The 26,578-nt window shown below is 39.7% G+C and carries 23 protein-coding genes; 7 read left to right on the forward strand and 16 right to left on the reverse strand.

Annotated features, from left to right (window positions below; genetic code table 11):
- The first annotated feature begins 482 nt into the window (after positions 1-482).
- Positions 483-749, forward strand: a complete 267-nt coding sequence (locus tag FY049_RS21690; RefSeq protein WP_004724087.1) for a hypothetical protein — start codon at positions 483-485, stop codon at positions 747-749.
- A gap of 7 nt (positions 750-756) precedes the next feature.
- Positions 757-1,620: a patatin-like phospholipase family protein gene (locus FY049_RS21695; protein WP_151957614.1), complete on the forward strand. Its 864-nt coding sequence runs from the start codon at positions 757-759 to the stop codon at positions 1,618-1,620.
- A gap of 19 nt (positions 1,621-1,639) precedes the next feature.
- On the opposite strand, the gene FY049_RS21700 is transcribed toward FY049_RS21695, so the two are convergent.
- The 5 genes from FY049_RS21700 to FY049_RS21720 form a co-directional block, all read right to left on the reverse strand.
- Positions 1,640-2,017 (reverse strand): hypothetical protein, encoded by a 378-nt coding sequence (locus FY049_RS21700; RefSeq protein ID WP_151957599.1) that lies wholly within the window; start codon positions 2,015-2,017, stop codon positions 1,640-1,642.
- The gene (locus FY049_RS21705) at positions 2,018-2,701 is read right to left on the reverse strand and encodes a hypothetical protein (RefSeq protein WP_224964282.1); all 684 of its coding nucleotides are present in this window, start codon (positions 2,699-2,701) and stop codon (positions 2,018-2,020) included.
- The gene (locus tag FY049_RS21710) at positions 2,698-3,357 is read right to left on the reverse strand and encodes an HAD family hydrolase (RefSeq protein WP_224964283.1); all 660 of its coding nucleotides are present in this window, start codon (positions 3,355-3,357) and stop codon (positions 2,698-2,700) included. The genes FY049_RS21705 and FY049_RS21710 overlap by 4 nt, the downstream gene beginning before the upstream one ends.
- 76 nt (positions 3,358-3,433) lie before the next feature.
- Entirely contained in the window at positions 3,434-4,342 is a 909-nt protein-coding gene (locus FY049_RS21715; RefSeq protein WP_446084372.1) for a pyridoxal-phosphate dependent enzyme, read from the reverse strand.
- A 63-nt stretch (positions 4,343-4,405) separates the two neighbouring features.
- The gene (locus FY049_RS21720) at positions 4,406-4,837 is read right to left on the reverse strand and encodes a GNAT family N-acetyltransferase (RefSeq protein WP_224964284.1); all 432 of its coding nucleotides are present in this window, start codon (positions 4,835-4,837) and stop codon (positions 4,406-4,408) included.
- A 114-nt stretch (positions 4,838-4,951) separates the two neighbouring features.
- Between FY049_RS21720 and FY049_RS21725 the strand changes: the two genes are divergently transcribed.
- Positions 4,952-5,638, forward strand: a complete 687-nt coding sequence (locus tag FY049_RS21725; protein ID WP_224964285.1) for a hypothetical protein — start codon at positions 4,952-4,954, stop codon at positions 5,636-5,638.
- Between the two features lie 65 nt (positions 5,639-5,703).
- Here FY049_RS21725 and FY049_RS21730 read toward each other — a convergent pair whose 3' ends face one another.
- Positions 5,704-6,954 (reverse strand): class I SAM-dependent methyltransferase, encoded by a 1,251-nt coding sequence (locus FY049_RS21730; protein ID WP_446084373.1) that lies wholly within the window; start codon positions 6,952-6,954, stop codon positions 5,704-5,706.
- Positions 6,955-7,055: 101 nt separating this feature from the next.
- On the opposite strand from FY049_RS21730, the gene trhA reads away from it, so the two are divergent.
- Positions 7,056-7,700: a PAQR family membrane homeostasis protein TrhA gene (trhA, locus tag FY049_RS21735; RefSeq protein ID WP_151957606.1), complete on the forward strand. Its 645-nt coding sequence runs from the start codon at positions 7,056-7,058 to the stop codon at positions 7,698-7,700.
- Between the two features lie 137 nt (positions 7,701-7,837).
- Positions 7,838-9,148 (forward strand): MFS transporter, encoded by a 1,311-nt coding sequence (locus FY049_RS21740; protein ID WP_004724104.1) that lies wholly within the window; start codon positions 7,838-7,840, stop codon positions 9,146-9,148.
- 58 nt (positions 9,149-9,206) lie between these two features.
- Here FY049_RS21740 and FY049_RS21745 read toward each other — a convergent pair whose 3' ends face one another.
- The 7 genes from FY049_RS21745 to FY049_RS21775 all read right to left on the reverse strand — a co-directional run bounded on the left by FY049_RS21745 (position 9,207) and on the right by FY049_RS21775 (position 18,575).
- Entirely contained in the window at positions 9,207-9,872 is a 666-nt protein-coding gene (locus FY049_RS21745; protein WP_446084374.1) for an RluA family pseudouridine synthase, read from the reverse strand.
- Positions 9,873-10,020: 148 nt separating this feature from the next.
- The gene (locus FY049_RS21750; protein ID WP_446084375.1) at positions 10,021-11,961 is read right to left on the reverse strand and encodes an acetyl-CoA carboxylase biotin carboxylase subunit; all 1,941 of its coding nucleotides are present in this window, start codon (positions 11,959-11,961) and stop codon (positions 10,021-10,023) included.
- Between the two features lie 93 nt (positions 11,962-12,054).
- Entirely contained in the window at positions 12,055-12,888 is an 834-nt protein-coding gene (locus FY049_RS21755; protein WP_004724107.1) for an enoyl-CoA hydratase/isomerase family protein, read from the reverse strand.
- A 14-nt stretch (positions 12,889-12,902) separates the two neighbouring features.
- Positions 12,903-14,060, reverse strand: a complete 1,158-nt coding sequence (locus FY049_RS21760) for an acyl-CoA dehydrogenase family protein (protein WP_004724108.1) — start codon at positions 14,058-14,060, stop codon at positions 12,903-12,905.
- Positions 14,061-14,166: 106 nt separating this feature from the next.
- Positions 14,167-15,780 carry an acyl-CoA carboxylase subunit beta gene (locus FY049_RS21765; RefSeq protein ID WP_166781835.1) on the reverse strand — a complete coding sequence of 538 codons (1,614 nt, stop codon included), beginning with the start codon at positions 15,778-15,780 and terminating at the stop codon, positions 14,167-14,169.
- Complete coding sequence (locus tag FY049_RS21770) at positions 15,777-16,688, reverse strand: SDR family oxidoreductase (RefSeq protein WP_262782977.1); 912 nt, start codon at positions 16,686-16,688, stop codon at positions 15,777-15,779. Before FY049_RS21770 ends, FY049_RS21765 begins: the two co-directional genes overlap by 4 nt.
- A 96-nt stretch (positions 16,689-16,784) precedes the next feature.
- Positions 16,785-18,575, reverse strand: coding sequence for an acyclic terpene utilization AtuA family protein (locus FY049_RS21775; protein ID WP_446084376.1), 1,791 nt, complete (start codon positions 18,573-18,575; stop codon positions 16,785-16,787).
- A 166-nt stretch (positions 18,576-18,741) separates the two neighbouring features.
- On the opposite strand from FY049_RS21775, the gene FY049_RS21780 reads away from it, so the two are divergent.
- Positions 18,742-19,341, forward strand: coding sequence for a TetR/AcrR family transcriptional regulator (locus FY049_RS21780; protein ID WP_151957610.1), 600 nt, complete (start codon positions 18,742-18,744; stop codon positions 19,339-19,341).
- Between the two features lie 137 nt (positions 19,342-19,478).
- Here the strand turns inward: FY049_RS21780 and FY049_RS21785 are convergent, their stop codons facing one another.
- Both FY049_RS21785 and FY049_RS21790 read right to left on the reverse strand, forming a co-directional pair.
- Positions 19,479-20,648 carry an acyl-CoA dehydrogenase family protein gene (locus FY049_RS21785; protein ID WP_446084377.1) on the reverse strand — a complete coding sequence of 390 codons (1,170 nt, stop codon included), beginning with the start codon at positions 20,646-20,648 and terminating at the stop codon, positions 19,479-19,481.
- 72 nt (positions 20,649-20,720) lie between these two features.
- Positions 20,721-21,884: an acyl-CoA dehydrogenase family protein gene (locus FY049_RS21790; RefSeq protein ID WP_446084378.1), complete on the reverse strand. Its 1,164-nt coding sequence runs from the start codon at positions 21,882-21,884 to the stop codon at positions 20,721-20,723.
- A 194-nt stretch (positions 21,885-22,078) separates the two neighbouring features.
- Here FY049_RS21790 and FY049_RS21795 point away from each other — a divergent pair, with 194 nt between their 5' ends.
- Positions 22,079-25,435, forward strand: a complete 3,357-nt coding sequence (locus tag FY049_RS21795; protein ID WP_446084379.1) for a DEAD/DEAH box helicase — start codon at positions 22,079-22,081, stop codon at positions 25,433-25,435.
- A gap of 79 nt (positions 25,436-25,514) precedes the next feature.
- Here the strand turns inward: FY049_RS21795 and FY049_RS21800 are convergent, their stop codons facing one another.
- Positions 25,515-26,435, reverse strand: a complete 921-nt coding sequence (locus FY049_RS21800; protein ID WP_446084380.1) for an acyl-CoA desaturase — start codon at positions 26,433-26,435, stop codon at positions 25,515-25,517.
- Positions 26,436-26,578: the final 143 nt, after the last annotated feature.

Genomic DNA, 26,578 nt, shown 5'->3' on the forward strand with positions numbered 1-26,578 from the left:
TGCGTTTAGTCCAAGCTGATCCAATATTTTATAAATGCTATTTACTAAGCTGTTCATTTTAATAATTTATTCGTTTTAATTGCCTCTATTATAAATTAATTCTAAAATTTTTCTATTTAAAAAAACAATTTCATTACTAAAAACACTTAAATTCAAATAGATTTTTTGATTAATTGTTGAAAAATTAAATAAATAATCTCACTAAAAATGTAGTTTAAATATTCATATATTTCTAATAAATCAACATTATTCATTTCCATAAACACCTAAAATCAAGCTCAAAATAATCTTGTTTGTATGCTTGATTTCAATTTTAATCTCAGCCTGCTTGTTATGTCTGATATGTATTCAATACTGATCAATCCATGTTGTGTTTATATACATAAGCCTGATTTAATTTATGTCTTTTATAGCAATGCCAACTTTACAACTGCTTTATGTTATAAAATAGCTACACATTTCATTCTTTTAGGAATTTTCCTATGAACGATGTTAACTCTCCCAAAAAACCGTTGTGGAAATCTAAAGCAGTGATTTTCGCAACAATCTTTAGCTGTTTATTCCTTGTATTCTTCTATATGGCTGTAACCAATGAACCAGATTATATGCCGAGTCAGCAAAATAAGCAGATAGCGACGCCTCAGACGGAGAATACCGATACAGCACCTCCACATGACACGCAGCAAATGTCGAATGATGAAATGAAAAACATGCCACACAACTCAGCTCAGCCAGAACATGCAAACTAAACAATCTATGATCAATGATTCACGTAATGCGCTTGTCGTAGAAGGTGGCGGTATGCGTGGGGCTTTTACCTGCGGTGTACTTGACGCTTTCCTACAACAAAATTTTAACCCTTTTGATCTTTTTGTGGGAGTGTCTTCTGGTTCAACAAACCTCGCCAATTACCTTGCTCGACAACAAGGTCGTAATATCGAACTCTATTTAGACCACTCACTTCGACCTGAATTTATTCGTTATGCTCGCTTTTTTAAAGGTGGGGATTTACTGGATATGCAATGGATGTGGGATATTGTCGAGAAAGAGAATCCTCTAGATCAACAAGCTTTATTTAGTCAAAATCCTGACTTTTATATGGTGTTGACTCATGCTCGTACAGGTTATCCTGAATATTTACGTGCTGGGAAAGACAATATTATCGATGGATTACGTGCTTCTAGTTCTATTCCCTATCTGACACGACAGGCTGTAGAAATTTTTGGAGAGCCTTATTTTGATGGCGGTGTCGCAGATGCCCTCCCTGTTCAATGGGCAGCGCAACAAGCAAATATTCAAAATCTCTTGGTAATTCGTACGCGTACACAAAATTACTTTAAAGCCAGCAGTAAAGCAGATCAATTCTTGGCAAAATATTTGCTTAATCAACATACTGGCTTTGCAGATAGTCTGAAAAACCGCTGTACTCGTTATAACCAAACTGTCGATTTTATCCGCCAAAATACTCAACAAAGCATTTTTGAAATCTGCCCACCTGACAATAAAAAGTTAGCAGGCCGTTTATGTAAAGATAAACGCAAATTGCAATATACCTATGAAGTTGGCTTAGAAAGCGGACAAAAAGCCATAGAAGACTGGAGTAACGCACACAAAGGCTAAAAGCGAAATTCCCAACAGACTAGTTTTTTAGCTTGTATTGCGTGACATATCCTTCTTGTGGAAAAGCATCCTGAGTGATGCTTTCTACTTGTACAACTTGCCCTTTGACTAAACTGATCAAAGGTGGCTGTTCAATCGTAATTCGCATGCGTTGATTGACCAGTGATTGGCATCCACTGTCAGCTCTTCCATTCTTTTCAGCTTTTAATATTTTGATATACATCGTCAATTTACTTTTTTCAAACTCACCTTGTGGCCCATTGATTGCCATAGTCATTGTTGAAGTCGCTTCTAAGACTTTAACCGTTAATAGGCAATGGTTGAGATAAGATGCCCAAGTCAAATTGGGTACAATAAGACCCATCATCAAAAAAATACCAAGTATTGCACTTTTCATTTACTGATCCCTTTTCCAAAATTTCCATGACTTTTCAGGGCATGCATAAAGCTTGTCAGACACAGTCACTTCTTGATTGGTTTTTAGATCAAATACTTGAAATTGGCATTGGTTATTTTGATATTTACCTAAAATTTCATAATCGTGTCCAGCCTGTGGTCTGAACGAAGCAACAGCATCCACACATTGATCAAAAACTTGTGCTTTTGTCCGAGATGAATCAGTCGCTCCAAATACAAAACCATATAAATTCACAGGTTGGTCGGCATTTAAAATAAACTCTTTATAAGAAATCAGTTGGTAAGTTCGCATAGCATTGCTTTCAGCTTCTTTCTGAATCGCACTACGAGGCATCCCTTCTTCGATATTAAAGGTGATTCTGGCATACGCTTTTAGCGCAGATAATGCACCATTTCCACTTAAGTAATCCCGTATCCCAGCTTTTCTTCCTGCGCAATCAAATGAATGTTGAATTAAAGTTTTTGTCGCACCCTTTCGATAGACCCGAATCCGTGACTGTGTCGCTGGATCATAAGTTTTTGGCTTTGTTTCCACCTGCAGCTCATAGGCTAACGGTTGTTGTTTATCTGTTTCGGCTTGTGCAAATACACTGAATTGAGATACAACTCCAAATAAAAATAAAACCTGAAATTGTACCCTACCGTGCTTATATAATCTTTTCATTTTATTTTTAAAATACTAAGTATGTCTTGAAAAGACTTTACACGATGATCGGCCTGTGTCGATGTTTCTTTTTGTTGAGGATCAAATAAGATCGTTTTCATGCCCAACGCTTTTGCACCGCGAATGTCTGCTATCTCATGATCACCAACGAAAACGCAGTGCTGAGGAATAACCCTGAGCTGCTGACACGCCATTTGAAAAATTTCTGGATCAGGTTTTCGCAGTCCAACAGCTTCTGACACAATCACACTCGAAAAATACTCACTTAAACCTAAGGCTTTGAAATTATCTTCCTGAAAAGGTGTCTTTCCATTAGAGATTAATCCAAGAGAAAAATTTGCCTTAAATAAGCTATAAATAACCAGATCAACAGCGCTAAAGCTCCGACAAAATTTATTAAAGTCTTGAATATAATTCTCTAATAGCGCTTGTGTCGAATAACTGGATATTTGAAACTCTTGAATAAGTTGAGCATACACCTGATCTTTCCATACAGAACCATTGTTATCCAACTCAATAAAACGCTGAATAAATTGTGGTTTCTGTTGTATCGCAACCAGCTCGAAGAAATTTACCTGCCAATTTAAAAAAGCCTTTAGGGAGGAGGTGCGATCAAGTAAGGTTTGATCTAAATCAAAAAGTACAACTTGAATCATCTCACCATCCTCTAAATCGAAAAGACTTACTAAAGGATCAATAGATTATGATCATTGATTATCTATTCAATCCGATCTATCCATTGAATGCTTGTAGTGTTTCTAGGGTAATCCCTGCGCCACCACATACAATCACCAAGACCTGATCAGTGGGTTTAAATTGAATCGCCTGATCATAAAGCACTGATAATGTTGCACCACATGCTGGCTCAACCAAAATACGATGATCATCTATAAATTTTAAACAGGCATCTACAGTGTCTTGATCTGAAACCACCAAACTACGAACCTCAAGTGCTTGGCTCACTTCAAATGCATTTTGACAGACTTTTTTTGCTGCAAGTGTTGTTGCTATACCACTCACTTGATCCAATTCAACATGTTGCTTAGCGACAATCGAAGCATGTAAGGATGCTGTACCTTGGGTTTCAACCGCATAAATTGGAATATGGGCTAAACCATGTTTTTTTAATCCTGCTGCCATACCTGAAAGTAAACTTCCGCCCCCCACAGATAAGACCACTGCATCTGGAGTAACGCCATCTGCAATGACTTCATCAATCATTGGGATAATGCCTTCCCATAACAATGGATGATCAAAAGGATGAATAAATACATCATGCTGTGTTAATAAAGACTGCGCTAAAGCATTGGCTTCAGTCCATGAAGCGCCATGTACAATAACTTCTGCACCTTGCTGGGCAATTAATTCTCTCGCGCGTTGTGCTGTAGTTTCTGGAACCACGACGGTCACAGGAACACCCAGTTGTCGACCTGTATAAGCAACAGCTAAACCTGCATTGCCACCTGATGAACTGATAAAACGCTGGGCACCCTGCTCAAAATATTTTTGACAAGCATGGCTAATGCCTCGTTGTTTAAATGATGCCGATGGTTGTAAGGCTTCCATTTTTAACCACACCTGACATTGATTCAGTTGGCTTAAAACTAAAGATTGAATTAACGGGGTTTTTATACTGAGCATGGGCAAATCGATTCTCTTGGTTTATTTCAATCTTGGTTTATTTCAATGTGGGTTTATTTCAATTCAGTCATTTTTTAAACTTAACCCCATATCGATATGTGGAATCTCACAATCTAAATATTCTTCACCTTGTACCTGAAAACCTAAGTTTTCATAAAAGCGCGTTGCATAGACTTGAGCGGATAATTGAAGAAATGCTCTATTTTGCTGCTTTGCTACTTGAATAATATGTTGCATGAGCAGTTTACCAATCCCCTCACCTCGATATTGTTGCAACACAGCAACTCGACCAATACTGTTATTTTCCAATAACCGCGCTGTTGCAATGGGTTGATCTTGTGCATATACAACAAAATGCAATGAAATGGCATCCTGCTCATCCCATTCATCTGCTTCACTGATGTGTTGTTCTTCAATAAAAACCATGCTTCGAATCAATTTCGCATCATGTTGAAGCTGACTCCACGGCCCAGATTGAATGACAAATTGGCTCATTATTTAAATCCTAATGGTTGAGAAATTGATCCTTCATTCTTGCAATTATGCTAATGTAATGCACAGTGACAATGCGTTCACTTTCACCAACTTAACTAAACTTGTAGAATAATTATGTTTCTAAATCATAAATTTAAAGTATTTATTTATAGCGCAATTTTACTGACGACTCAAAGTATTTATGCAAAAACATCCGAGCTAGATCGTGTGAACATTATCTCAAAAAGTATGATTGGATTATTTTCTCAAGATCCAAATCAAGATCAGCTTAATTTAAAAATGAGTGCCGCAATTGCAGGTATCTCAGAAGCTGAAGCTAAAAAAAACCGCGATGAAAGTGGCGAAAAACAAGCCACTGCATCTGAAAAGATGAAGGAAATACTTAAAGAACAATTTAATGCCAACGATTTTAAAATTGTTGCGCCAGCATTTGAACGCCAAATGAAAGCTCAAAGTGCTGCATATCAGAGCTGTAAACAGGATGGTAAAATTATTGAAAATAGTCAAAGTTTTCAAGTACCGTTAACCTGTAAAGTCCCTGTGCTTAATTTAGACAATGTTCAAATGCCTGAACGTGATAGCAAAGAAAGCGATGCGCAATTTGCAGCTAAAGCAACAGACTTTCTGACAGAACTACTGATTAAAGCCCCAACAGAAACATTAAAAACCAGCATCTTGATTCATAAAATGGGTGAGCAATTGATTCCAGAAATGGATGATCCGCAATATTTTCCAGATACGATTTCTCAAAAAACCACGGGCTCAAGCGAAGCTGAGCTTGATGAAATGAATCAGCAATAAAATAATTTATCTAAATAGTAGCAAGAGAGAAAGCAGTTAAACCTGCGTTCTCTCCTCACAACACGCTAGCACTTAGCGCCAATGTCTTGCTGGTCCCACTGATCATTCAATAATAATTCTAAGGATTGTTTTTGAATCCCATACATCTCTTTTAAAGCACGAATTTGATCTAAGACTGTTTGATCAGGTGCAGTGAAATCTTTACGCTTGGTTGCCAAAATCATTTTGTTTTTACTGGTATGTTCTAATGCCACAAATTCAAAGACTTTGGTTTCATAACCATACGCTTTCAGCAACAGAGCTCGAATGGTATCTGTCAGCATTTCAGCTTGTTGTCCTGCATGGATACCGAATTGCAACATCGGTTGTAGAACTTGTGGACTGTTCAATTGTGGGCGTAATTCTTTATGGCAACAAGGTGCACACATAATCATTTGAGCGTTTAAACGGATGCCTGTATGTATCGCAAAATCTGTTGCAACATCACAGGCATGTAAGGCGATCATAATATCCAAATGGGATGGATGATATGTTCTCACATCACCTTGGAAAAAATCCAATTGATTAAAATCAGACTTTTGCGCAACCTCTTGGCAAAATTTCACCATTTTGTCATTCAGCTCAACACCTGTTACAAATGGAGTTTGATGTTGTTTTGCTAAATAATCATACAAAGCAAACGTTAAATAGCCTTTTCCTGAACCAAAATCGACAATTTTTAAAGCCTGCTCTTTGGTTTTTCCATCATCCGCTAAAGTCTCTGGTTGTTGAATATGCACTAAAGCACCTGAAAAGATTTCAACAAATTTGTTAATCTGCTTCCACTTACGTGCCATGCTTGGAATAATCTGTGCATTGGCATCGGTAATGCCAAGCGGTTGGAGGAAATAACTTTCTTGGTCGACAAAACGATGTTTTGTACGATCATGCCCTTGTTGTTGGTTTTTAGCGGTTTTATCCAGCTTATTTTTACTGACGGTCAGCAAGGCTTTCTTTTTATTTTTCTTCAGCTGCGTTTCAGCCTCATGGGTAAATAAATTGGCTTGTTTACAATCCTCTGCCAGCCCCTGAATCGTGGTTAATGCATGGGGAAGTGGATAGTTTTTAGTAATATCATTGGTTTTATAACGATATAGACAGCTTAGAACCGTTTCATTCTGTAGCTGAATGACGCGAAAGGTCATTTTCTCTAAATCAACCAATTCTCCTTTATACTGACTTAAAATCAAACGATCTAAGCTTTGATTATCAATAGCTTGCTGTACGCTATCAAAAAATTGTTGTTCCTGAACAGATAAGCTTGCCACATTGGACATAATCAAAACTCGTATTAATTAAGTTACCTATTTTAAGACGTCTTACTTTAAAGGTAAAACTCCATTACTATACAGTTGTATTTTTAGGATAATAAGATCCAATGTCGACAGATAAATTGATTCACATCTATGCACCACAAGAAGAACGTATTAATGCGTTGAGTCATGCATTCGGTGCAATTTTGGCTGCTATAGCGACTGTTTTGATGCTGATTAAAGGCAACTATCTGCATGGATGGCAATTTTTTGGATTGCTTGTCTATGGTCTAAGCATGATTTTACTGTTTTCCAGTTCAGCAATTTATCATTTTTCTGTCGATGAAAAAAAACGCCAATGGTATAAAAAGCTGGATCATACCGCGATTTATTATTTAATTGCGGGAACCTATACGCCCTTTTTGGCAATTGCCATCCCAACAGCAAAAGCACATTATTTATTGATTGCACTTTGGGTCATCGCAGCCATTGGAACACTATTCAAGTTAATATTCATTCATCGTTTTGAAAAAATTTCACTGATTGCTTATTTGGTCATGGGTTGGCTTGCCGTGCTTGTAATGGATGATATGCAACAGTATTTAAAACCAGAAGCATTAAAATTATTGGTCATTGGTGGTTTAGCATATACAATAGGCGCATTGTTTTATGCCTTAAAAAGAGTAAGATACACTCATGCTATTTGGCATATATTTGTTTTGGTCGGTGCAGGATCACATTTCCTTGCAATCTATCTTTACGTCATTTAATTCATAGACACTCAAAATTCAGTGACCCTGATGGAGTGAATTTGGGTTGATCTCGTTGTTTTTTTAAGAAATTACGCCTTTTTTAAAAAGATTACGCTTTAAAGACTCGTTTTACTTTTAAAAGTGTAAGGTTCACCATGGCGTCATTATCTACTGCTACTCCAGAAATTCAAACAAATTCAAAGGCTCGCGTTCTTTTCGCAAGTCTTGTGGGTACAACAATCGAATTCTTCGATTTTTATATCTATGCAACTGCTGCAGTCCTTATTTTTCCGCATCTGTTCTTCCCAGCAAGTACAGATCCGATGACGGCAACAATTCAATCACTCGCAACATTTGCCATCGCATTTATTGCCCGCCCTATTGGCGCAGCAATCTTTGGTCACTTAGGTGATCGTATTGGTCGTAAAGCAACCCTAGTCGCGGCTTTATTGACCATGGGTGTTTCAACAGTATGTATTGGTCTACTTCCAACCTATGCACAGATTGGTATCGTTGCACCACTATTACTTGCACTTTGTCGTTTAGGTCAAGGCTTAGGTCTTGGTGGTGAATGGTCTGGTGCCGTCCTACTTGCAACTGAAAATGCTCCTGAAGGCAAACGTGCTTGGTATGGAATGTTCCCGCAACTGGGCGCACCGATCGGTTTTATCTTGGCAACGGGTTCATTCCTTGGTCTTGGCGCATTGATGTCTGAAGCAGACTTTATGCAATGGGGCTGGCGTATTCCATTCCTTGCAAGTGCTGCATTGGTGATTGTGGGTTTATATATTCGCTTAAAATTGCATGAAACCCCAGCGTTCCAAAAAGTATTAGACAAACAAAAAGAAGTTAATGTTCCATTTAAAGAAGTTGTGACCAAACATTATAAAATGCTCTTCCTCGGCACAATTGCTGCGGTGTGTACATTCGTGGTGTTCTATCTCACAACAGTATTTGCACTCAACTGGGGAACCAAACAACTGGGTTACTCACGTGCAGAATTCTTAGAGATGCAACTGGTCGCAACACTGTGTTTTGCTGCTTTTATTCCGCTTTCTGCTGTATTTGCTGAGAAGTTTGGGCGTAAAGCAACCTCAATTGGGGTATGTATTGCCTCTGCACTTTTTGGTTTAGTATTTGCCAGTATGCTTGAGTCAGGTAGCACAGTGATTGTGTTCTTGTTCTTATGTGTAGGTTTAGCATTGATGGGAATGACATATGGTCCAATTGGTACGGTCTTGTCTGAAATTTTCCCGATTTCTGTACGTTATACAGGCTCAGCATTAACCTTTAACTTGGCAGGTATTTTGGGCGCATCTTTTGCACCTCTGATCGCAACTGAACTTGCAACCAAATATGGCTTACAAGCGGTGGGTTACTACTTGACAGCAGCATCCATTCTTTCACTGTTGGCATTCTTGGCCATTCGTGAAACAAAACATGATGATGTTAACAACCAAGTTTAATCCCCCTCTCAATGATCAAAGCCTGCAATTTTGCAGGCTTTTTTGATTTAGCCAAATGCTAAAACTCAGGCTCAGATACAATCTCAACCAGTAGATTATTAAAAGGCTGCATAAAGGACAAATAGCTTGCATGCAATGCCATACGCGCTAAATCGGTGTTAAACGGCGTAGGATGATAAAGCTTATCGCGCATAATCGGATGCCCGATATATTGCATATGCACCCGTAATTGATGAGAACGTCCTGTAATCGGTGTAAGTAGCACCCGACTTACATCCTTTTCAGCATCATAGCTCACAGATTCAAATAAAGTTTGAGCGGGTTTGCCTAACTCAAAATGCACAATCTGGCGTGGACGATTTTCCCAATCGGTAATCAAAGGCACATCCACACGGCCATTGCTATTGATTTGCCCTTGCACCAAACCAATATAATTTTTTTTAACAGTTCTCGCTTGAAACATTTTACTTGCTGCAACTTCTGCATCACGATGTTTGGCGAACAACAGAATGCCCGAGGTTGCCATATCCAAACGATGGGTAATCTTGGCATTTGGATATATTGCTAATACCCGAAAATAAGCGCTGTCGTGATGTTCAGGCAAACGCCCCGGAACTGAAAGTAACCCTGCGGGTTTATTGATGGCAACAAAGTCATTATCTTCAAAAATAATGTCAAGTGGATCTAAAGGAGGCTGATAAACAAAGCCATCATCAATCGGCATGTGGATCGCATATTGAGAAGAATTGCCGAAAAATAACAATAGACTAAAAAGCTGTCAAGCATGTACATGCTTTATTACTTTCAGCAATCAAAAAAACTCCAATACACGAGAATATTGAAGTTTTTAAGTCTCTATACAATACGCTTGATCAAGCCTGAATATTCAATACCAACTGACGTTTCTTTACCTGTTGTCCAACTTGCCCAATAATCTCATTCACGACACCGTCCACATCAGACTTAATCTGTTGCTGAATCTTCATCGCTTCTAAAATCAACAAAGTTTGACCTTTAGTCACCGTATCACCCGCATTTACCAAGATATTGATAATCGCACCATCCATTGGTGCACGAATGTTACCATCGCCTGCGACATCGGAAGTTTCAGGTGCTGCATAGGTGGTATTTTCAATACTGATATTGCCATTTACCGCATCTAAATACAGCTGATTTCCATCCAAGACATAGTCAATCGAACGGCGTACACCATCCACCTCATAAATGAATTTTTCTGCTTGCTGTTCAATAATGCTAATCCCAAGTGTCTGCCCACAAATTTCAACGCTCACTTGGTTTTGATCACGTTTCACCAAAAGCTGTAATAACTGATCATCATGCTTGAGTTTTAAAGGTAAAGATAACGCAATTCCGGTATTCCAACTGCTTTGGCTGGAAGCATTGGTCAACAGTGCCGCAGCAACAGCTAGGTGTTCTAAGCCCAAAGCCTGTTTATGTAAGCTGGCATCTGTTTGGAAATGTTCCTGAATAAAAGCGGTATTGGTGTCACCTTTGACAATAATAGGGTGTCTAAGTAAATTCACTAAAAACTGCTTATTACTATTTACCCCCAACAATACACAATCATCTACAGCACGCGCCAAGAGCCGAATGGCATCCTGACGGGTTTGACCATATGCAATGACTTTTGCCACCATTGGGTCGTAAAACGGACTAATTTCATCCTGTTTCAACAAACCATGATCAATTCGAACATTGGGTAAATCAGCAGCTTGCCAGCGCTGTATTTGACCTGTCTGTGGCAAGAAGTCTTGGCGTGGGTCTTCTGCATATAAGCGAACTTCTATCGCATGCCCTGACAAGGTCAGTTCAGACTGTTGTAAGGGCAAGGTTTCACCATTGGCCACACGCAGTTGCCATTCCACCAGATCTAAACCCGTGATCAGCTCTGTTACTGGATGCTCAACTTGCAAACGTGTATTCATTTCGAGGAAATAAAACTCACCCGATTGATCCAATAAAAACTCAACCGTTCCTGCACCGACATAATCACATGATTTCGCGGCTGCAACAGCAGCCTCACCCATTTGTTGGCGTAAGCTTTCAGTCATCACTGGGCATGGAGCTTCCTCAACCACTTTTTGATGACGACGCTGTATCGAACAATCACGCTCAAATAAATACACATAATTGCCGTGGGTATCGCCAAATACCTGTATCTCAACATGGCGTGGAGCAATCACAGCTTTTTCAAGAATCAGCTCACCTGAACCAAAGGCATTTTCTGCTTCAGAGCGCGCTGTTTTTAAGGCTTCAACAATATCAGCAGATTGCTGTACCAGCCGCATACCGCGCCCACCACCGCCTGCTGAAGCTTTGACCATCAGTGGATAACCAATTTTATTGGCTTGTTGTTCTAAATACTCTATATCTTGCTGATCACCTTCATAGCCCGGTACACATGGTACACCCGCCTGAATCATGGCAATTTTTGACAGGCGTTTACTGCCCATCAACTCAATTGCAGGTGCAGGTGGGCCAATAAAGGTAATTCCATTTTTCTCACAGGCTGCTGCAAAATCGGTATTTTCAGAAAGGAAACCATAACCGGGATGAACAGCATCAGCCCCCGTTTTTTTACATGCGTCGATAATATTTTGAATAGATAAATAGGACGCTGAAACTTTTGAAGCACCAATATATACAGCCTCATCTGCAAGCTGTACATGACGCGCATGACGATCTGCATCTGAATAGACAGCCACGGTCTGATAGCCCATTGCTTTTGCTGTTTTCATCACGCGAACAGCAATTTCACCACGATTCGCCACCAATATTTTTGAAAATGCCATTCTCGTTTTCCCTATTTTTGGTTTTTATTCACTTGATTATCTTGGTTGAATCACACCGATCTCAATCAAGATCAGTGATCCGCATTGTCAGACTTATGCATCAAACCAATTTGGATGACGCTTTTGGATAAAGGCCATTGTGCCTTCTATACCTTCTTCCCCCCCCACAGCATTGGCAAATTGCTGCGCAGCATCATCCAATAAAGGCGTCAAAGCTTCATTTAAAGTACGGTGCAATAAAGCTTTAGTCACACGAGACGCTTGTGGGGCAGTACGTTTAATCTGCTGAATGGTTTCGATCAATAAAACTTCCAGTGCTTTTTCATTCTCAACCACTTCATGTACAACACCAACCTTCAATGCGGTATGCCCCTCAAAACGTGCACCAAGTAAAGCCAAACGACGCGCTTGAGTTAAGCCAATTCGCTTTACCACAAATGGGGCAATCTGGGCGGGAATAACCCCTAATCCTGTTTCAGGTAAACCAAATTTGGCATCGGCAAGACTGATTGCAATATCTGAAACACAGGCCAAACCAAAACCGCCACCCAATACTGCACCTTCTAAAACTGCAACAACGGTTTGTGGCGCTTGATCCACTTGCTCCAGCATATGTCCAAATTGACGATTGAAATCAACATAAGGCTGATTAGAACCAACACTGGTGGCCTCACCACGCAGTTGGGCCATATCTTTAATGTCACCGCCTGCACAAAAATGTCCATCTTTGCCACGTAAAATGACTGCACGAATGGAGATATCATCTTGAATCGTTTTAAACACCTGTTGAATCGCTTTGACCATATTCAAACTCATGGCATTGCGACTCTCAGGTCGATTAAGCCATAGGGTTAAAATGCTACCTTCTTGCTCAAGCTCAATACTGCGATCAAACTGTTGTGTTGTTAGAGATTGCGAAAGTGCCATATTTATTCTCCTTGTTATTTACGTTTAGATGGAAGGATGTCCATCAACTTACAAATAATTCCAAGCATAATTTCATCTGCACCGCCACCAATCGAACCTAAACGGCCATCACGATACAGCTGAGAAGCGGGGTTATCCCACATAAAACCATTTCCACCCCAGAACTGTAAGCAACTGTCTGCAACTTCTCGCGTCAAACGACCTGCTTTAAGTTTTGCCATAGAGGCAATTTCTGTTGCATTCCCACCGTCAATGTGGATTTCACAGGCACGATAGGTTAAGGCACGTAAAGCTTCTACTTCAGTCATCAACTCCGCAAAACGAAAATGTACATATTGGTTGTTAATCAGCGGTTGTCCAAAGGTGCTTCGTTCTTTGGTATATTGAATGGTTTGTTGAATCACATTTTCCAAACCACCAATTGCATTGGCAGCCGCCCACATTCGTTCTTCTTGGAACTGCATCATTTGCATCATAAAGCCCATACCTTCTGCACCCACCAAGTAGCGTTGTGGTACACGAACATTGTCAAAATAGACTTCTGCTGTTGTGGTTGAACGCATTCCCAGTTTATTAAGCGGTTCAGAGAAGGAGATACCTGTGGATTTTGCAGGAACAATAATCATGGACTTATTGACATGCGGTTTATCATCAGAGGTATTGGCCAATAAGCAAAAAAAGTCAGCTTGTAGGGAGTTGGTAATCCACATTTTGCTGCCATTAATCACATAATCATCACCCTGTTTTTTTGCGGTGGTTTTGATGGCTGCGACGTCTGAACCTGCATGTACTTCCGATACAGCAATCGAAGCGACATATTCACCCGCAATTGCAGGTGTTAAAAATTCATCCCGTAATTCTTGACTACCAAAGCGAGCCAAAGCAGGCGTTGCCATATCCGTTTGCACACCAATCGCCAAAGGTACGCCACCACAGGCGGCTCGCCCTAATTCTTCTGCAACCACAAGGTTATAAGAATAATCTAAACCTAATCCGCCATTTTCTTCAGGCTTACAAATCCCCAGCAAACCTAAATCCGACAGTTTTTTAAACACATCATGAATAGGAAATCGCCCTTCAGCTTCCCATGTCGGAATATAAGGATTGAGTTCAGTCTCAACAAACTGACGTGTAGTACGGCGTAGTGCTTCATGCTCTGTTGTAAATTTCATTGTTTTTTTCCTTAAATTTAATCTTCTTTAACTCGCTTTAATAAAGCGGAGAACACCCCACTTTTAAAAGATGAGGAATGATGAGCTTTGCAAAGGGCGAGGATTTTTAAAGCCTCGATACACCAAATCGTATTGGATTTAGTTTGCGATGTTCTGCTTCATAAATTGTTTCTAATAAGAAGATCAGGACTTTGCGTGTATCACGCGGGTCGATAATTCCATCATCATGCAACATGGCCGTATTAAATAAGGCGGTTGACTGCTGTTCTAATTTTGCTGCTGTACTTTGCTCTAAGAAATCTAGCATCTGCTCGTTAGGCTCCATTCCTGAAGCTTTTTGCTTTCCTTCCGCTACGATACGTAATACCTTGCCAGCCTGAGCTGAACCCATCACCGCTACATGCGAGTTTGGCCATGCAAAAATAAATTGCGGTGATAATGGACGTCCACACATCGCGTAATTGCCCGCGCCATAGGAACCTGCCACAACGATAGAAATTTTCGGTACAGTGGTATTGGCAACGGCCTGAATCAATTTCGAACCATGCTTAATAATGCCGTTCTGTTCAGCATCAGTTCCGACCATAAAGCCTGTGGTGTTATGTAAAAACAGTAAGGGGCGTTTGGTCTGTTCACAGAGGTGAATGAACTGTGCAGCTTTGGTGGCGCCTTGTGGGGTAATCGGTCCGTTGTTGGTGATAATTCCGATATGTAATCCACCAATTTTTGCCCAACCACACACGGTCAATGCATCATATTCTTGTTTTACTTCAAAGAATTCAGAGTCATCAACAATTCGTGCAATCACATCTTTCATGTCAAAAGGTTGCTTCGGACTTGCAGGAATGATCCCTAACAGCTCCTCGGCAGGATAACGTGGCTCTTTATAGCTTAAGTTTAACTTTTGAGTTTGCTCTTTCCAGTTAAGATGCTCAAAAACCTCACGAGCAATACGAATTCCATCGGCATCATTCTCGGCTAAAAATTCTGCTGTTCCAGCAACCTGTGCATGCATTTCTGCACCACCGAGTTCCTCTGCAGTTGCCACTTCTCCGGTTGCCGCCAAAAGTAAAGGTGGCCCTGCGAGTAACATCTCAGTTTGCTTACGAACTGCAATCACATAATCAGATAAACCCGGTTGATACGCTCCACCCGCTGTTGCATTGCCATGTACCACGGAGACTTGGGGTAAACCTGCTGCAGACAGCCGTGCCTGATTGGCAAAGGTCATTCCACCATAAGTAAACACTTCAGCAGCGTAATTTAAGTTGGCACCCCCACTTTCAGTGAGAGTCAGCATCGGTAATTTTTGTTCAAAAGCAATCGCCTGCAAACGTAAGGTTTTTTGTACCCCCATCGGTGACATTGTTCCGCCTTTGATTGCACTGTTACTTGCTGAAATCAGACAACGAACACCGCTGACAAAACCGATCCCTGAAATAATCCCACCACCTGCATCTGAACCATCTTTATCATCATGCATGGCATAACCCACCAAGCCACACAGTTCTACAAATGGTGAATCAGGATCAAGAGCTAAACGGACACGTTCATGCGGTAAAATTTTGCCTTTCTTGTCAAATTTGGGTTTGGCTGCATAAGATTTTTCAATATTCTTATTTTGTACTGCACGCACTTCGGCAATCTGAGCAAGTAATGCCTGCTTGTTCTGTTCAAATTGCTCACTGCCAACTGCAATTTCGGATTGGAGAACAGTCATGAATTTTCTCCTGTCTGCTGGTTATTGGTTTGATCACTCAATTGTTGTTTTAATACATCTGGAATAAAGGCACGATGGAAGCCATTAAACGACTTACTATTCGAAGCATCTGCCAATGGATACATTCGAGTGCCTAAGGACGCAGCGCCATCAATACGAATCGTCATGCCAGAAATAAAACCTGCTGCTTCTGAAAGTAAATAACAAATAGCAGAAGAAATTTCAGATTCGGTGCCCATTCGTTTCAGTGGTACATTCCCAGCCAAACTTGGAATAATAAATTTGGCAAAATCACCGGTATAATTATCCATTCCTGAAGAAACAACCCAACCAGGTGCAACACAGTTAACACGTACCCCAGAACGCCCCCACTCCACCGCTGCTGTTTTGGTCAAATTATCTACCCCAGCACGGGCTGCACCTGAGTGTCCCATCCCCGGCATGCCACCCCACATATCAGCTGCCATATTGACAATACTGCCACCATGTTTTGCCATCCATTGGTTATACGCTTCTTTCATTAAGTAGAAAGTTGAATGTAGGTTGTTGCGTACCACAGCATCAAAACCGTTGGCAGAAATGCCTTCTAAATTTGAGGGAAACTGACCGCCAGCATTATTGACAAGGCCATCGAGTCTGCCAAATTTTTCAATCACTTCAGCAATCATCTCTTTCACGTTGTGTTCTTCGCGATTATCACAAACGATAAAATGAACTTTGCCACCATCTTCGATGATTTCTTTGCTGACATTTTCCAGCTTTTCAATTTTCCGCCCTGTAATCACCACTTGAGCCCCTAAAGCAGCCAGTTCATGAGCAGTACAGCGTCCTATACCCGAACCACCACCGGTCACAATGATGACTTGGTCCTGAAAAGCATCCGATCTAAATATTGAGTGATAATGCATTTTTATATCCAAATTGTTGTCTTTTAACTTGCTTAAATCTCGTTCTAAGCTCCCTTTTTAAAAGCGAGGAAGTCCCCCCACTTTCGTAAACAAGGATTAGAAAGACTTTAAACTCGCTGGAATTTTGACTGGCATATCTAAAAGCTGTTGAGCAAAAGCTTTGCCTTGTGGATCAATACGTAAACTGGCAATTCCTCCACCACCTAAGGCATTTTCCAGCATAAAATTTAAGGCATTAAATCCCGTGATTTCATAACGAATCACTTTAGACTTTTCAGGGTCTAAAACATGCTGCATATATTCTTTGACCTTTTCCTCAGTCAAATTGGCGCGAATCCAGGGTAGATATTCAGGCTGACGTGCGATCACTCCAATATTGCTGTGATTTCCTTTATCGCCACTCCGAGCATGGGCAATTTCAACTAAAGGAACTTCAATCTCCTGACCCGTAAATTGAGCAACTTCACCCACTGCAACAACATCAAAAGATTGATCTGAGCAACCTGATGGAATCTGTATATTTTGACGCTGACCATTGATGTCGATCACAACACTTAGTTTTGATTTATCCACTAAAAACGAGAACAACTTAATCACAGGAGAAGCTTTGGGACGCCCCCCAACAATTCCAGCCAATGCAGGTGCCATTCCGGTAGATGCTTGGGCAATTTCAGAAGCAAAGAACATACATGCTTCTTTAAACATGTGCTTTACAGCGATTTTGACAACCACTTCTCGACTATTGATCTGCTGTGCATTTGCACCATAGGTACTTTCAATACCCAATATTTCAACTGATTTTTCTAAGAATGGCGGAACTGAACGTAATGCTAAAACACGCTCACACTTAGTTAATATTGCATCTGCAATTACTTGGGCTTTTTCAGGGGCTTCGCGTCCTGCAATCAGGAAACTCACCAAGACACGATAACCATCAGGATAGGTTGCACTGACTTTATATTGTTGTGTCGGTGCTCTACCTTTTGCGCCAATCACTAAAACTCGATCTTCACCTACCTGTTCTAATTTCACTTGGCTAAAATCTGCAGTAACATCGGGCAATAAATACGCTTGTGGATTACCAATTTCATAGACAACTTGTTCAGCAACAGTTGCAACTGAAACCAGTCCACCGGTTCCTTTTGGTTTAGTCACGATAAATGAAGCATCTGCTTTCACTTCAACAATTGGAAACCCCATATTGTCAAAGCCTTGTACTAAGCGCCAATCCGTGAAATTGCCACCTGTACATTGTGCACCACACTCAATGATATGCCCTGCTAAAGCGCCTTGGGACAGCTTGTCATAATCCTCTAAGGACCATTGATATTCATGCAACAAAGGTGCAAGCACCACAGCTGAATCCACCACTCGCCCAGTGATGACAATATCTGCACCTTGATCAAGTGCGTCTCGAATTGGAACAGCTCCTAGATATGCGTTACAACTGGCTAATTGGCTAGGCAAATCTTCGCCACTAAACATCTCTTTAATATTTTGTGTTTTTAATTCGGCTTGTTGTGGCATTAGGTCATCCCCTAATACCACTGCAATTTTTAAATCCAATCCTTGTGCTTCAAGCACTTTCTGTAAGGCATCACGACATGCCAATGGATTGACACCACCGGCGTTGCTAATCACTTTTATTTTTTTATCACTGATTTTTTTAAGCAGCGGTGTCATCACCCGACTGACAAAATCCAAAGCATAACCATGTTCTGGATTGGTCATCATCGCTTTTGCCATGATAGACATGGTGATTTCTGAAAGGTAATCAAAAACCAAATAATTGATGTCAGACAAATGTACCAACTGAAATGCTGCGGTATTGGTGTCTCCCCAGAAACCTGAAGCACATCCAATTTTCACAATACGTTGATCTTCCATTTTCACACCTATCTTGTTTTCATTGTTCTGAATAAAATTTATACGCCAATCTACCAAGCAAGCGCTTGGTTTGTAAAGGGCAAAATGTTATCCTGAATTGGCAAATGTGCTAAAACACGTTTTAAACAATGAATAATTTGCTTAACTTTATGGAAAAAATGATCCGATGATTGCTCACTCAATCGATGATATCCAACCAATCGCATGTTTTGATGACAGCCCTAAAGGTCGTTTATTACTTGGTGCTGCTTATTTATTTCATAAGCAAGGTTATGCCAAAACTACAGTTCGTGAGTTAGCAAATTTCATTGGAATTCAATCGGGTAGCTTGTTTCATCATTTTAAAAGCAAGGATGATATTCTTGCCAATGTCATGCATGAAACCATTATTTACAATCATGCCCGTATGCTTGATGCAATCCAAAAATCGGATGATGCTGAACAACAGTTAAAACACTTGATCAAAGCTGAGTTAATTTCGATTACTGGAGATACCGGTTCAGCCATGGCTGTTTTAGTTTATGAATGGTTTGCGTTGTCAAAACAACGGCAAGATGAACTTCTTAAACTGCGAAATGATTATGAGGATATCTGGTTCGATGTGATTGAGAAATTACGCGACCTCGGCAAAATTCAGCATGATGCTTTTATTTGGCGCCGTTTGTTGGGCGGTGCGATTGCTTGGACCGTCACTTGGTATAATCCCAATGGTAAAATGAGCTTAGATGAACTGACTGAAATCGTTTTGGAAATGGCTTTGAAATGAGCACAGTTTATCTTCGCAAACCTCATATTTCAGATAAAGACTCCTTAAATTGACAATAACCCTAGGCCTCTAGCGCACCTATGGTTATTTTTAGCTGAAACCAGCATTGTAAGTTTTTATCACTTAAAAATTTGTCATCAAAACCCCAACTGCTTACTAATCAAATCTTTCATGATTTCTTCAGCACCGCCACCGATCATATTTACTTTGACTTCACGATAAATACGCTCGGATTTAGTCCCTCGCATAAAGCCCATGCCACCTAGAGTCTGCACTGCTGCATCTGCACAGAACTGCATGGTTTGGGTTGCGATATTTTTTGACATACAAATTTGTGCAATTAAATCACTGCCCTGTAGTTCAGCCTGCCCCATACGATAAGCAGTATCCTCCAATAATGCCCGTGTTGTGGTTAAACGCGTCGCCATATCAACCAACTTATGACGTATCACTTGATGATCAACTAAGCGTTTTCCAAAAGTCTTACGCGCTTTAGACCATTCTAAAGCCTCTTGATAACAGACCAAGGCATAACCATAGGCCATAGAGGCCAACCAAAAGCGTTCCATATTGAAGTTTTTCATAATGACCTTAAAGCCTGCATTTTCTTCACCAAGAAGATTTTCTACAGGAACTTTAACTTGGTCAAAATGCAAATGAGCAGTATCTGATGCCCACCAACCCATTTTCTTTAAAGGTGATTTAGTGATGCCATCACTGTGTGCATCGACCAATAACATCGAAATACCACTCGCACCTTTATTTTCAGGATCGGTTCTCACCGCTACCGTATAATAATCTGCGCGCATACCTGAAGTAATAAAGGTTTTTTCACCACTCACCAGATAAAAATCACCTTCACGGATTGCTTTGGTTTGTAATGCAGCAACATCAGAACCGCCGCTTGGTTCAGTAATCGCAAGTGCAGAAATTTTTTCGCCTGAAATAATTTGTGGCATCACCTTGTCACGAATATGCGGCTGGGCAAAATGATGAATTGGTGGTGTACCAATGGTATGAATCATCAAAGAAATATGTACGCCACCAGAGCCAGCTTTGGCTGTTTCAACTGCGGCTAAGAACACATGAAATGCATCTGCATCTGAGATCCCCCCATGCTCATCATCAAAGCCTAAACCCAATAGACCAATTGCAGCAGCCTTTTGATAAAGCGCACGAGGAAAAGTTTCAGCCTCATCCCATTCATTGACAAAAGGAGAAATCTCTTTTTCAACAAATTTCTTCACACTGTCTGCAAATGCACGATGCTCAGCGGTGTAGTAAATCGGGTTATTTAAATGATCCATATCTTGTTGTTCCCTGCTTATTTTTATTGCGACTTATTGTGTACAGTTCTAGTTTAATCCATTCTCGATATTCTAATAGCCCAATTGACGACTCGCGAGGTCTTTCATAATTTCTTCCGCCCCACCACCAATCATATTGACTTTAACATCACGGTAAATCCGTTCAGACTTGGTGCCTCGCATAAAGCCCATGCCCCCTAAAGTTTGTACAGCTGCATCGGCACAAAATTGCATAGTTTGAGTGGCCACATTTTTAAGCATACAGATTTGCGCAATCAACTCATTGCCCTGCATTTCAGGCTTCCCTAAGCGATAAGCAGTATCCTCCAACAAAGCAAGTGTTGTGGTTAAGCGAGTCGCCATATCGACTAATTTATGCCGAACCACTTGATGATCAACTAAACGTTTACCAAAGGTTTTTCGTTCTTGTGCCCATTCCAATGCTTCTTCATAACAGGCTAATGCAAAACCATAACTACTGGCAGCAAGAAAAAACCGCTCCATATTGAAGTTATTCATAATCACAAGGAAACCCATATTTTCTGCCCCCAACAAATTGCTTGCAGGAACACGGACTTGATCAAAATGGAGATGAGCTGTATCCGAAGCCCACCATCCCATTTTGTCGAGTTTTGATTTGCTTATGCCGTCACTATAGGCATCCATCAATAACATCGAGATACCATTCGGGCCTTTGGCATCAGGATCTGTACGTACCGCAACGGTATAATAATCAGCACGAATGCCCGATGTAATAAAGGTTTTTTCGCCACTGACAATATAGTCTTGACCATCCCGTACAGCTTTGGTTTTAAGTGCTGCTACATCAGAACCACCCGTGGGTTCAGTAATCGCCAACGCTGAAATTTTTTCGCCTGCTAAAATTTGAGTCAGTACAGTTTGTTTAATCTCATCTGAAGCAAAATGATTGATCGGAGGTGCGCCAATCGAGTGTGACAATAAGGAAGCACATAAACCACCTGAACCTGTTTTGGCTAACTCAATCGAAGACAACAACACATGAAAAGCATCGGTTTCTGGAATTCCCCCATAGTTTTCGTCAAAACCTATCCCCAATAAGCCGATATCTGCGGCTTTTTTATAAAGTTCTTTTGGAAAGGTTTCTGCCTCTTCCCATTGATTGATATGTGGCATTAATTCTTTTTGAACAAACTTTCGAATGGAATCTGCAAATGCAAAATGCTGATCTGTATAGTAAATTGGATTATGCTTCATCTTGATTTGCTTCCCAGCATTATTTTGAAAAACTTATACTGACAGATTTTATTTAATTTAAAGTTGCAGAAACGATCAATTTGTATTTAAAAACATGTCATTTTTGATCAAAACTCATATATTAATTTCAGATTCATGATCAAAAATCCGTTACACTGTTAGTAATTTCCTTTTAATTCTTAGCTCTATAAATAATGGCGACATTGAATCAATTTTTATCACGTTTTAACCCTGCAACCATTCAAAGAAGCTTGAGTTATGTCAAAAAAATTGATCTAAAATCCTTAGAGGTCTACCCTGATCGGGATAATTTAGTCATCGAAGCACAGATTCAGGGAACGGATTATTATGAAACGGCTGTTATCTATAATCCTTTAACCAATAAAATTGTGGATACCGACTGTAGTTGCCCTGTTGGTTACGATTGTAAGCATTCGGCTGCACTTGCACGTTATTTTTATGATCAACAACTTTCAAACCCCGCTGCACGTCAAAAACTAAACCCATTAGACCAAGCTCAAACCACAACAAATAGCTCTACCCACACCACGGCAAAAGCTTGGCTCGCTCAATTTAAACAACAATTGGCACAAGTTCAACGCACTGAAACGCCAGTACAGCACCAACTTATTTATATTTTCCAACCAAAAAATAACACCGCCAAATTACAACTTAGTGTTTTTAAAGTTCGTCGTAACAAAGATGGAAAAATTAGAGATACCGCACTCTACACCAGCTATGACAATGTATTAAATGAACGTCTTAAAGTGACCAAAGAAGAAAAGAAAATCTTTAGTCATTTGTACTTTTTTGCTAAGTTAAATTTTAGCGATGTTCATTTTTATCCCGCTTCTTGGGATATTTCAGGAATCTACCAAGAACATCTAAGAACGGCTATTCAAAGTAGCGCTTGTTATGCACTTGATGTACAAAGATTACCTTTAACATGGTCTGATCAATCTTATAAAATTGAATTCAACTGGCAAACGCGTACAGAACAACAAACAGAAAAACTCAAAGCACAATTTTTTGATGAAAATCATCTAGAGATTTCACCTGACCATGCTGAACAAATTTATATTATTCATTCTCATCCATTAAGTTATCTCGATACCCTTAAAAACCAAGTCGGTGTACTTGAATCTTCATATTCTAGTGAAATGATCGAAGAATTGCTGAATATGCCACAAATGCCTGTGGAGTTAATGGCTGAATTTGAGCAAGTGATTCAACCCTATGCATTTTTTGAAGATTTACCTCAAGCACCATTTGCACAAAGTATAGAAATATTAAAAGGTAAACCCACACCTATTTTACGTTTTGGAACACATCCGCAATATGATCGTCTTGGTCATATGCATCATTATGCAATTGCTGAAATTGAATTTGAATACTCAGCTGGACGAATTAAAGCGGGTTTCCCTGATGACAGTTTCATTATCAATATTGATGAAAAAGCAGTTCGCCAACAACGCGATTTAGTTGCTGAAAAGAAACATATTGATGAATTAATTCATTCAGTTAAATCCATGCAACGGATTAGCAAGCTACCAAAAAGCAAACGCCCTGCTTTTGATGACATCAGTGAAAACTCAATTGTTTATGCAGATCCCATGGCTTGGGTTGAGCAACTGGTTCCTGAAAATAAAATCGAAGCTCTCGGCTGGAAAGTTGAACACACCTTAGATAGTCAATTCAATTTAAGTGCAACACAAAACCTGCAACTCTCATTGAATGAATCTGAAAAAAAACAAGACTGGTTTAATGTCGGTGCGACGATTCAGGATATGAATGGCAACACCTATAACCTGATTGATCTTCTTGGCTATGCGATACAGCATAATCCACATCTTTTAGAAGATGATTATATTGAAAAAATGGACAGTGACAGCTTCTTAATTGTTCATTTAAAAGAAGCTCAAACACAACTGGCACTTAGAAATCAAGAAATTAAGCCCATTCTGATCTATTTAAAAGAAATTTTACGACATCCTGAATCTGCAACATTAGATCAATACGATGCCGCTCAATTCTTAGATTTACAGCATCATTTGGGCATGCCTTGGCGTACCAATGAGCGTCTGAAAATATTTGCTGAAAAGCTTCAAAATAGTTATCAAGATCAAATCTGTACACCACAAGGTTTCCAAGGCGAACTACGCCCATATCAACAACAAGGTTTAGCATGGCTACAGTTTTTACGCGAAACTGAACATGGTGGTATCCTTGCCGATGATATGGGACTCGGTAAAACAGCACAAACACTTGCACATATTCTATTAGAAAAGCAGGCAGGCCGATTAAATCAACGCCCAGCCTTGATTATTGCACCAACATCTTTAATGCATAACTGGCGTAAAGAAGCTGAGAAATTCACCCCTGAATTAAAAGTTTTGGTCTTACAAGGACATGACCGAGTTGAGCATTTTCAAGAGATTAAAAATGTAGATATTGTGCTCAGTACCTACCCGCTTTTGGGCCGTGATGAAGAATTTTTACTGCCCTATCAATATCATTTATTGATTTTGGATGAAGCGCAAAACATTAAAAACCCTCGGGCCAAAGCCTCTCAAGTTGTACGACAAATCAAAGCAAAACATCGTCTATGCTTAACTGGCACACCGATGGAAAACCATTTGGGTGAGTTATGGTCATTGTTCCATTTCTTGATGCCTGGTTTTTTATATAGTCAGGAATTGTTTAATAAAAAATATCGCAATCCTATCGAGAAACATGCAGATCTTCAGGTTAAAACCAAGCTCATTTCTCGTATTAAACCGTTTATGTTGCGTCGTTTAAAAACAGAGGTGGCGAAAGAGCTTCCTGAAAAAACCACGATTGAAGTCAATATTGATATGAATGAACAGCAATCCAAGCTCTACGAAGCTGTTCGTGCAACAATGCAAAAGAATATTCGTGAGTTGATTGCAGCTAAAGGCTTCCATCGTAGTCAGATTCAAATTTTAAGTGCATTGCTTAAGCTTCGACAAGTTTGCTGCCATCCAAGCCTTTTACAGCTTGATCAAGTCAAGAATCAAAATGTTGAATCAGCAAAATTAGATCATTTATTGGAAATGGTTCAAGATATGGTTGAGGAAGGGCGTAAGATTTTAATCTTCTCTCAATTCACCACGATGCTACAACTTATTGAAGAGCATTTAAAAGCCTTAAATATTCGAAATGTAAAACTTACTGGACAAACCAAGAAACGTGATGAAGTGATCACGGCATTCCAAGCAGGCGATATTCCTGTTTTCCTCATCAGTTTAAAAGCAGGCGGTGTCGGGCTTAATCTCACTGCTGCTGATACAGTGATTCATTATGACCCTTGGTGGAATCCAGCCGCTGAAGATCAAGCATCTGATCGTGCATGGCGTATTGGTCAAGATAAACCTGTATTTGTTTATAAGTTGATTACCAACCAGAGTATTGAAGAAAAGATTTTAGCCTTACAGAAAAATAAAGCTGATCTTGCCAAATCTATTCTAAGTATTGATCATGAAAATGAAGTGAAATTGTCTGAAGATGATGTCATGAGTTTATTGGATTGATAATCACCATCTATAATGTAGATAGTGAATTTTACGCATAGAGCTTAAATCAAAAAAGTTTTTGATAGTGCTTTTTTGATTAGCATTGTTCGTCAGCTTTTTGATGATAAGGTACAAGCTCTTGCCGTTCTTCTAAATCAGTGACTAGTTTTAGATTTTTAACTAATCCAATTTTACTTAATATTATTAATACCCACCAAACAGGATCAGATTGACCTTTTTCCAATCCTAGTTTTGCTGAACCAGGGAATGCATGGTGATTATTATGCCAACACTCTCCCATAGTGATTAAGCCACAAAATTTAATGTTATAGCCTTGTACGCCTGCACCGTTAACATGCCACGAACGATGGCCTGAATTATGAGCAAAATATCCAATCAGCCAATGCCCTGTGACGGAAATTGCAACACGCAAACAAGTTCCCCAAATAACCCATTCTACGCCGCCTATCAGATATAAAATAAGTGCCAAAGGCAATTGCTGTAACATCCACGTTTTTTCCATAAAATGATAAAATTGAGTATCGAGAATAGATTCTTCTTTAAATATAGGGGGATGTTTTAAAACGATATCGCAATGTATTTGCCAAAAACCATCTTTTTGAAAAGAGCTTTGATGAGAAAAATATGGATGACACTGAGGTTGGCGCTGTGCCCAATCACGAGTATCATGTGTCCTCACCATACCAAAAGGACCAGCTAATCCGACAATGACACCAAAATGAACAAATAAATATTCCAGCCATTTAGGACATTCATAGCTTTGATGAATCAAGCGACGATGCATTCCTAATGAATGCCCAAGGCATAGTGTAATCGCAGAACTAATTAAAAATACTAGAAAGTTTTCAATGGATGATAAAAATAAAACACCATAAATTCCAAAAAGATACATCATCATTACCCAAATAGACTTTGAAGGTGACCAAATAACTTTTGCTTCAAATGCATTGGTTTCAGAATTTTCATAGATTGTCGGCACAGCTGTTTTCTTATACATAATGTTTCTACTTTTTTATTTTAATGATTTTAACTGAAATCCACTGCCTAAAATATAGCAAAGCTAACCATTGATTTACTTATTTATATTGATTATCTATTTAAAATTTGATGAATGTATCTAAACTTTCTTCCCGATAAACA

The organism is Acinetobacter sp. 1125_18A, from assembly GCF_052824985.1.

What these genes read in the sequence shown, in the direction of transcription:
- FY049_RS21690 (WP_004724087.1), top strand. Translation starts at nt 483, where the DNA reads ATGAACGATGTTAACTCTCCCAAAAAACCGTTGTGGAAATCTAAAGCA.
- FY049_RS21695 (WP_151957614.1), top strand. Translation starts at nt 757, where the DNA reads ATGATCAATGATTCACGTAATGCGCTTGTCGTAGAAGGTGGCGGTATG.
- FY049_RS21700 (WP_151957599.1), bottom strand. Translation starts at nt 2,017, where the DNA reads ATGAAAAGTGCAATACTTGGTATTTTTTTGATGATGGGTCTTATTGTA.
- FY049_RS21705 (WP_224964282.1), bottom strand. Translation starts at nt 2,701, where the DNA reads ATGAAAAGATTATATAAGCACGGTAGGGTACAATTTCAGGTTTTATTT.
- FY049_RS21710 (WP_224964283.1), bottom strand. Translation starts at nt 3,357, where the DNA reads ATGATTCAAGTTGTACTTTTTGATTTAGATCAAACCTTACTTGATCGC.
- FY049_RS21715 (WP_446084372.1), bottom strand. Translation starts at nt 4,342, where the DNA reads ATGCTCAGTATAAAAACCCCGTTAATTCAATCTTTAGTTTTAAGCCAA.
- FY049_RS21720 (WP_224964284.1), bottom strand. Translation starts at nt 4,837, where the DNA reads ATGAGCCAATTTGTCATTCAATCTGGGCCGTGGAGTCAGCTTCAACAT.
- FY049_RS21725 (WP_224964285.1), top strand. Translation starts at nt 4,952, where the DNA reads ATGTTTCTAAATCATAAATTTAAAGTATTTATTTATAGCGCAATTTTA.
- FY049_RS21730 (WP_446084373.1), bottom strand. Translation starts at nt 6,954, where the DNA reads ATGTCCAATGTGGCAAGCTTATCTGTTCAGGAACAACAATTTTTTGAT.
- trhA (WP_151957606.1), top strand. Translation starts at nt 7,056, where the DNA reads ATGTCGACAGATAAATTGATTCACATCTATGCACCACAAGAAGAACGT.
- FY049_RS21740 (WP_004724104.1), top strand. Translation starts at nt 7,838, where the DNA reads ATGGCGTCATTATCTACTGCTACTCCAGAAATTCAAACAAATTCAAAG.
- FY049_RS21745 (WP_446084374.1), bottom strand. Translation starts at nt 9,872, where the DNA reads ATGCCGATTGATGATGGCTTTGTTTATCAGCCTCCTTTAGATCCACTT.
- FY049_RS21750 (WP_446084375.1), bottom strand. Translation starts at nt 11,961, where the DNA reads ATGGCATTTTCAAAAATATTGGTGGCGAATCGTGGTGAAATTGCTGTT.
- FY049_RS21755 (WP_004724107.1), bottom strand. Translation starts at nt 12,888, where the DNA reads ATGGCACTTTCGCAATCTCTAACAACACAACAGTTTGATCGCAGTATT.
- FY049_RS21760 (WP_004724108.1), bottom strand. Translation starts at nt 14,060, where the DNA reads ATGAAATTTACAACAGAGCATGAAGCACTACGCCGTACTACACGTCAG.
- FY049_RS21765 (WP_166781835.1), bottom strand. Translation starts at nt 15,780, where the DNA reads ATGACTGTTCTCCAATCCGAAATTGCAGTTGGCAGTGAGCAATTTGAA.
- FY049_RS21770 (WP_262782977.1), bottom strand. Translation starts at nt 16,688, where the DNA reads ATGCATTATCACTCAATATTTAGATCGGATGCTTTTCAGGACCAAGTC.
- FY049_RS21775 (WP_446084376.1), bottom strand. Translation starts at nt 18,575, where the DNA reads ATGGAAGATCAACGTATTGTGAAAATTGGATGTGCTTCAGGTTTCTGG.
- FY049_RS21780 (WP_151957610.1), top strand. Translation starts at nt 18,742, where the DNA reads ATGATTGCTCACTCAATCGATGATATCCAACCAATCGCATGTTTTGAT.
- FY049_RS21785 (WP_446084377.1), bottom strand. Translation starts at nt 20,648, where the DNA reads ATGGATCATTTAAATAACCCGATTTACTACACCGCTGAGCATCGTGCA.
- FY049_RS21790 (WP_446084378.1), bottom strand. Translation starts at nt 21,884, where the DNA reads ATGAAGCATAATCCAATTTACTATACAGATCAGCATTTTGCATTTGCA.
- FY049_RS21795 (WP_446084379.1), top strand. Translation starts at nt 22,079, where the DNA reads ATGGCGACATTGAATCAATTTTTATCACGTTTTAACCCTGCAACCATT.
- FY049_RS21800 (WP_446084380.1), bottom strand. Translation starts at nt 26,435, where the DNA reads ATGTATAAGAAAACAGCTGTGCCGACAATCTATGAAAATTCTGAAACC.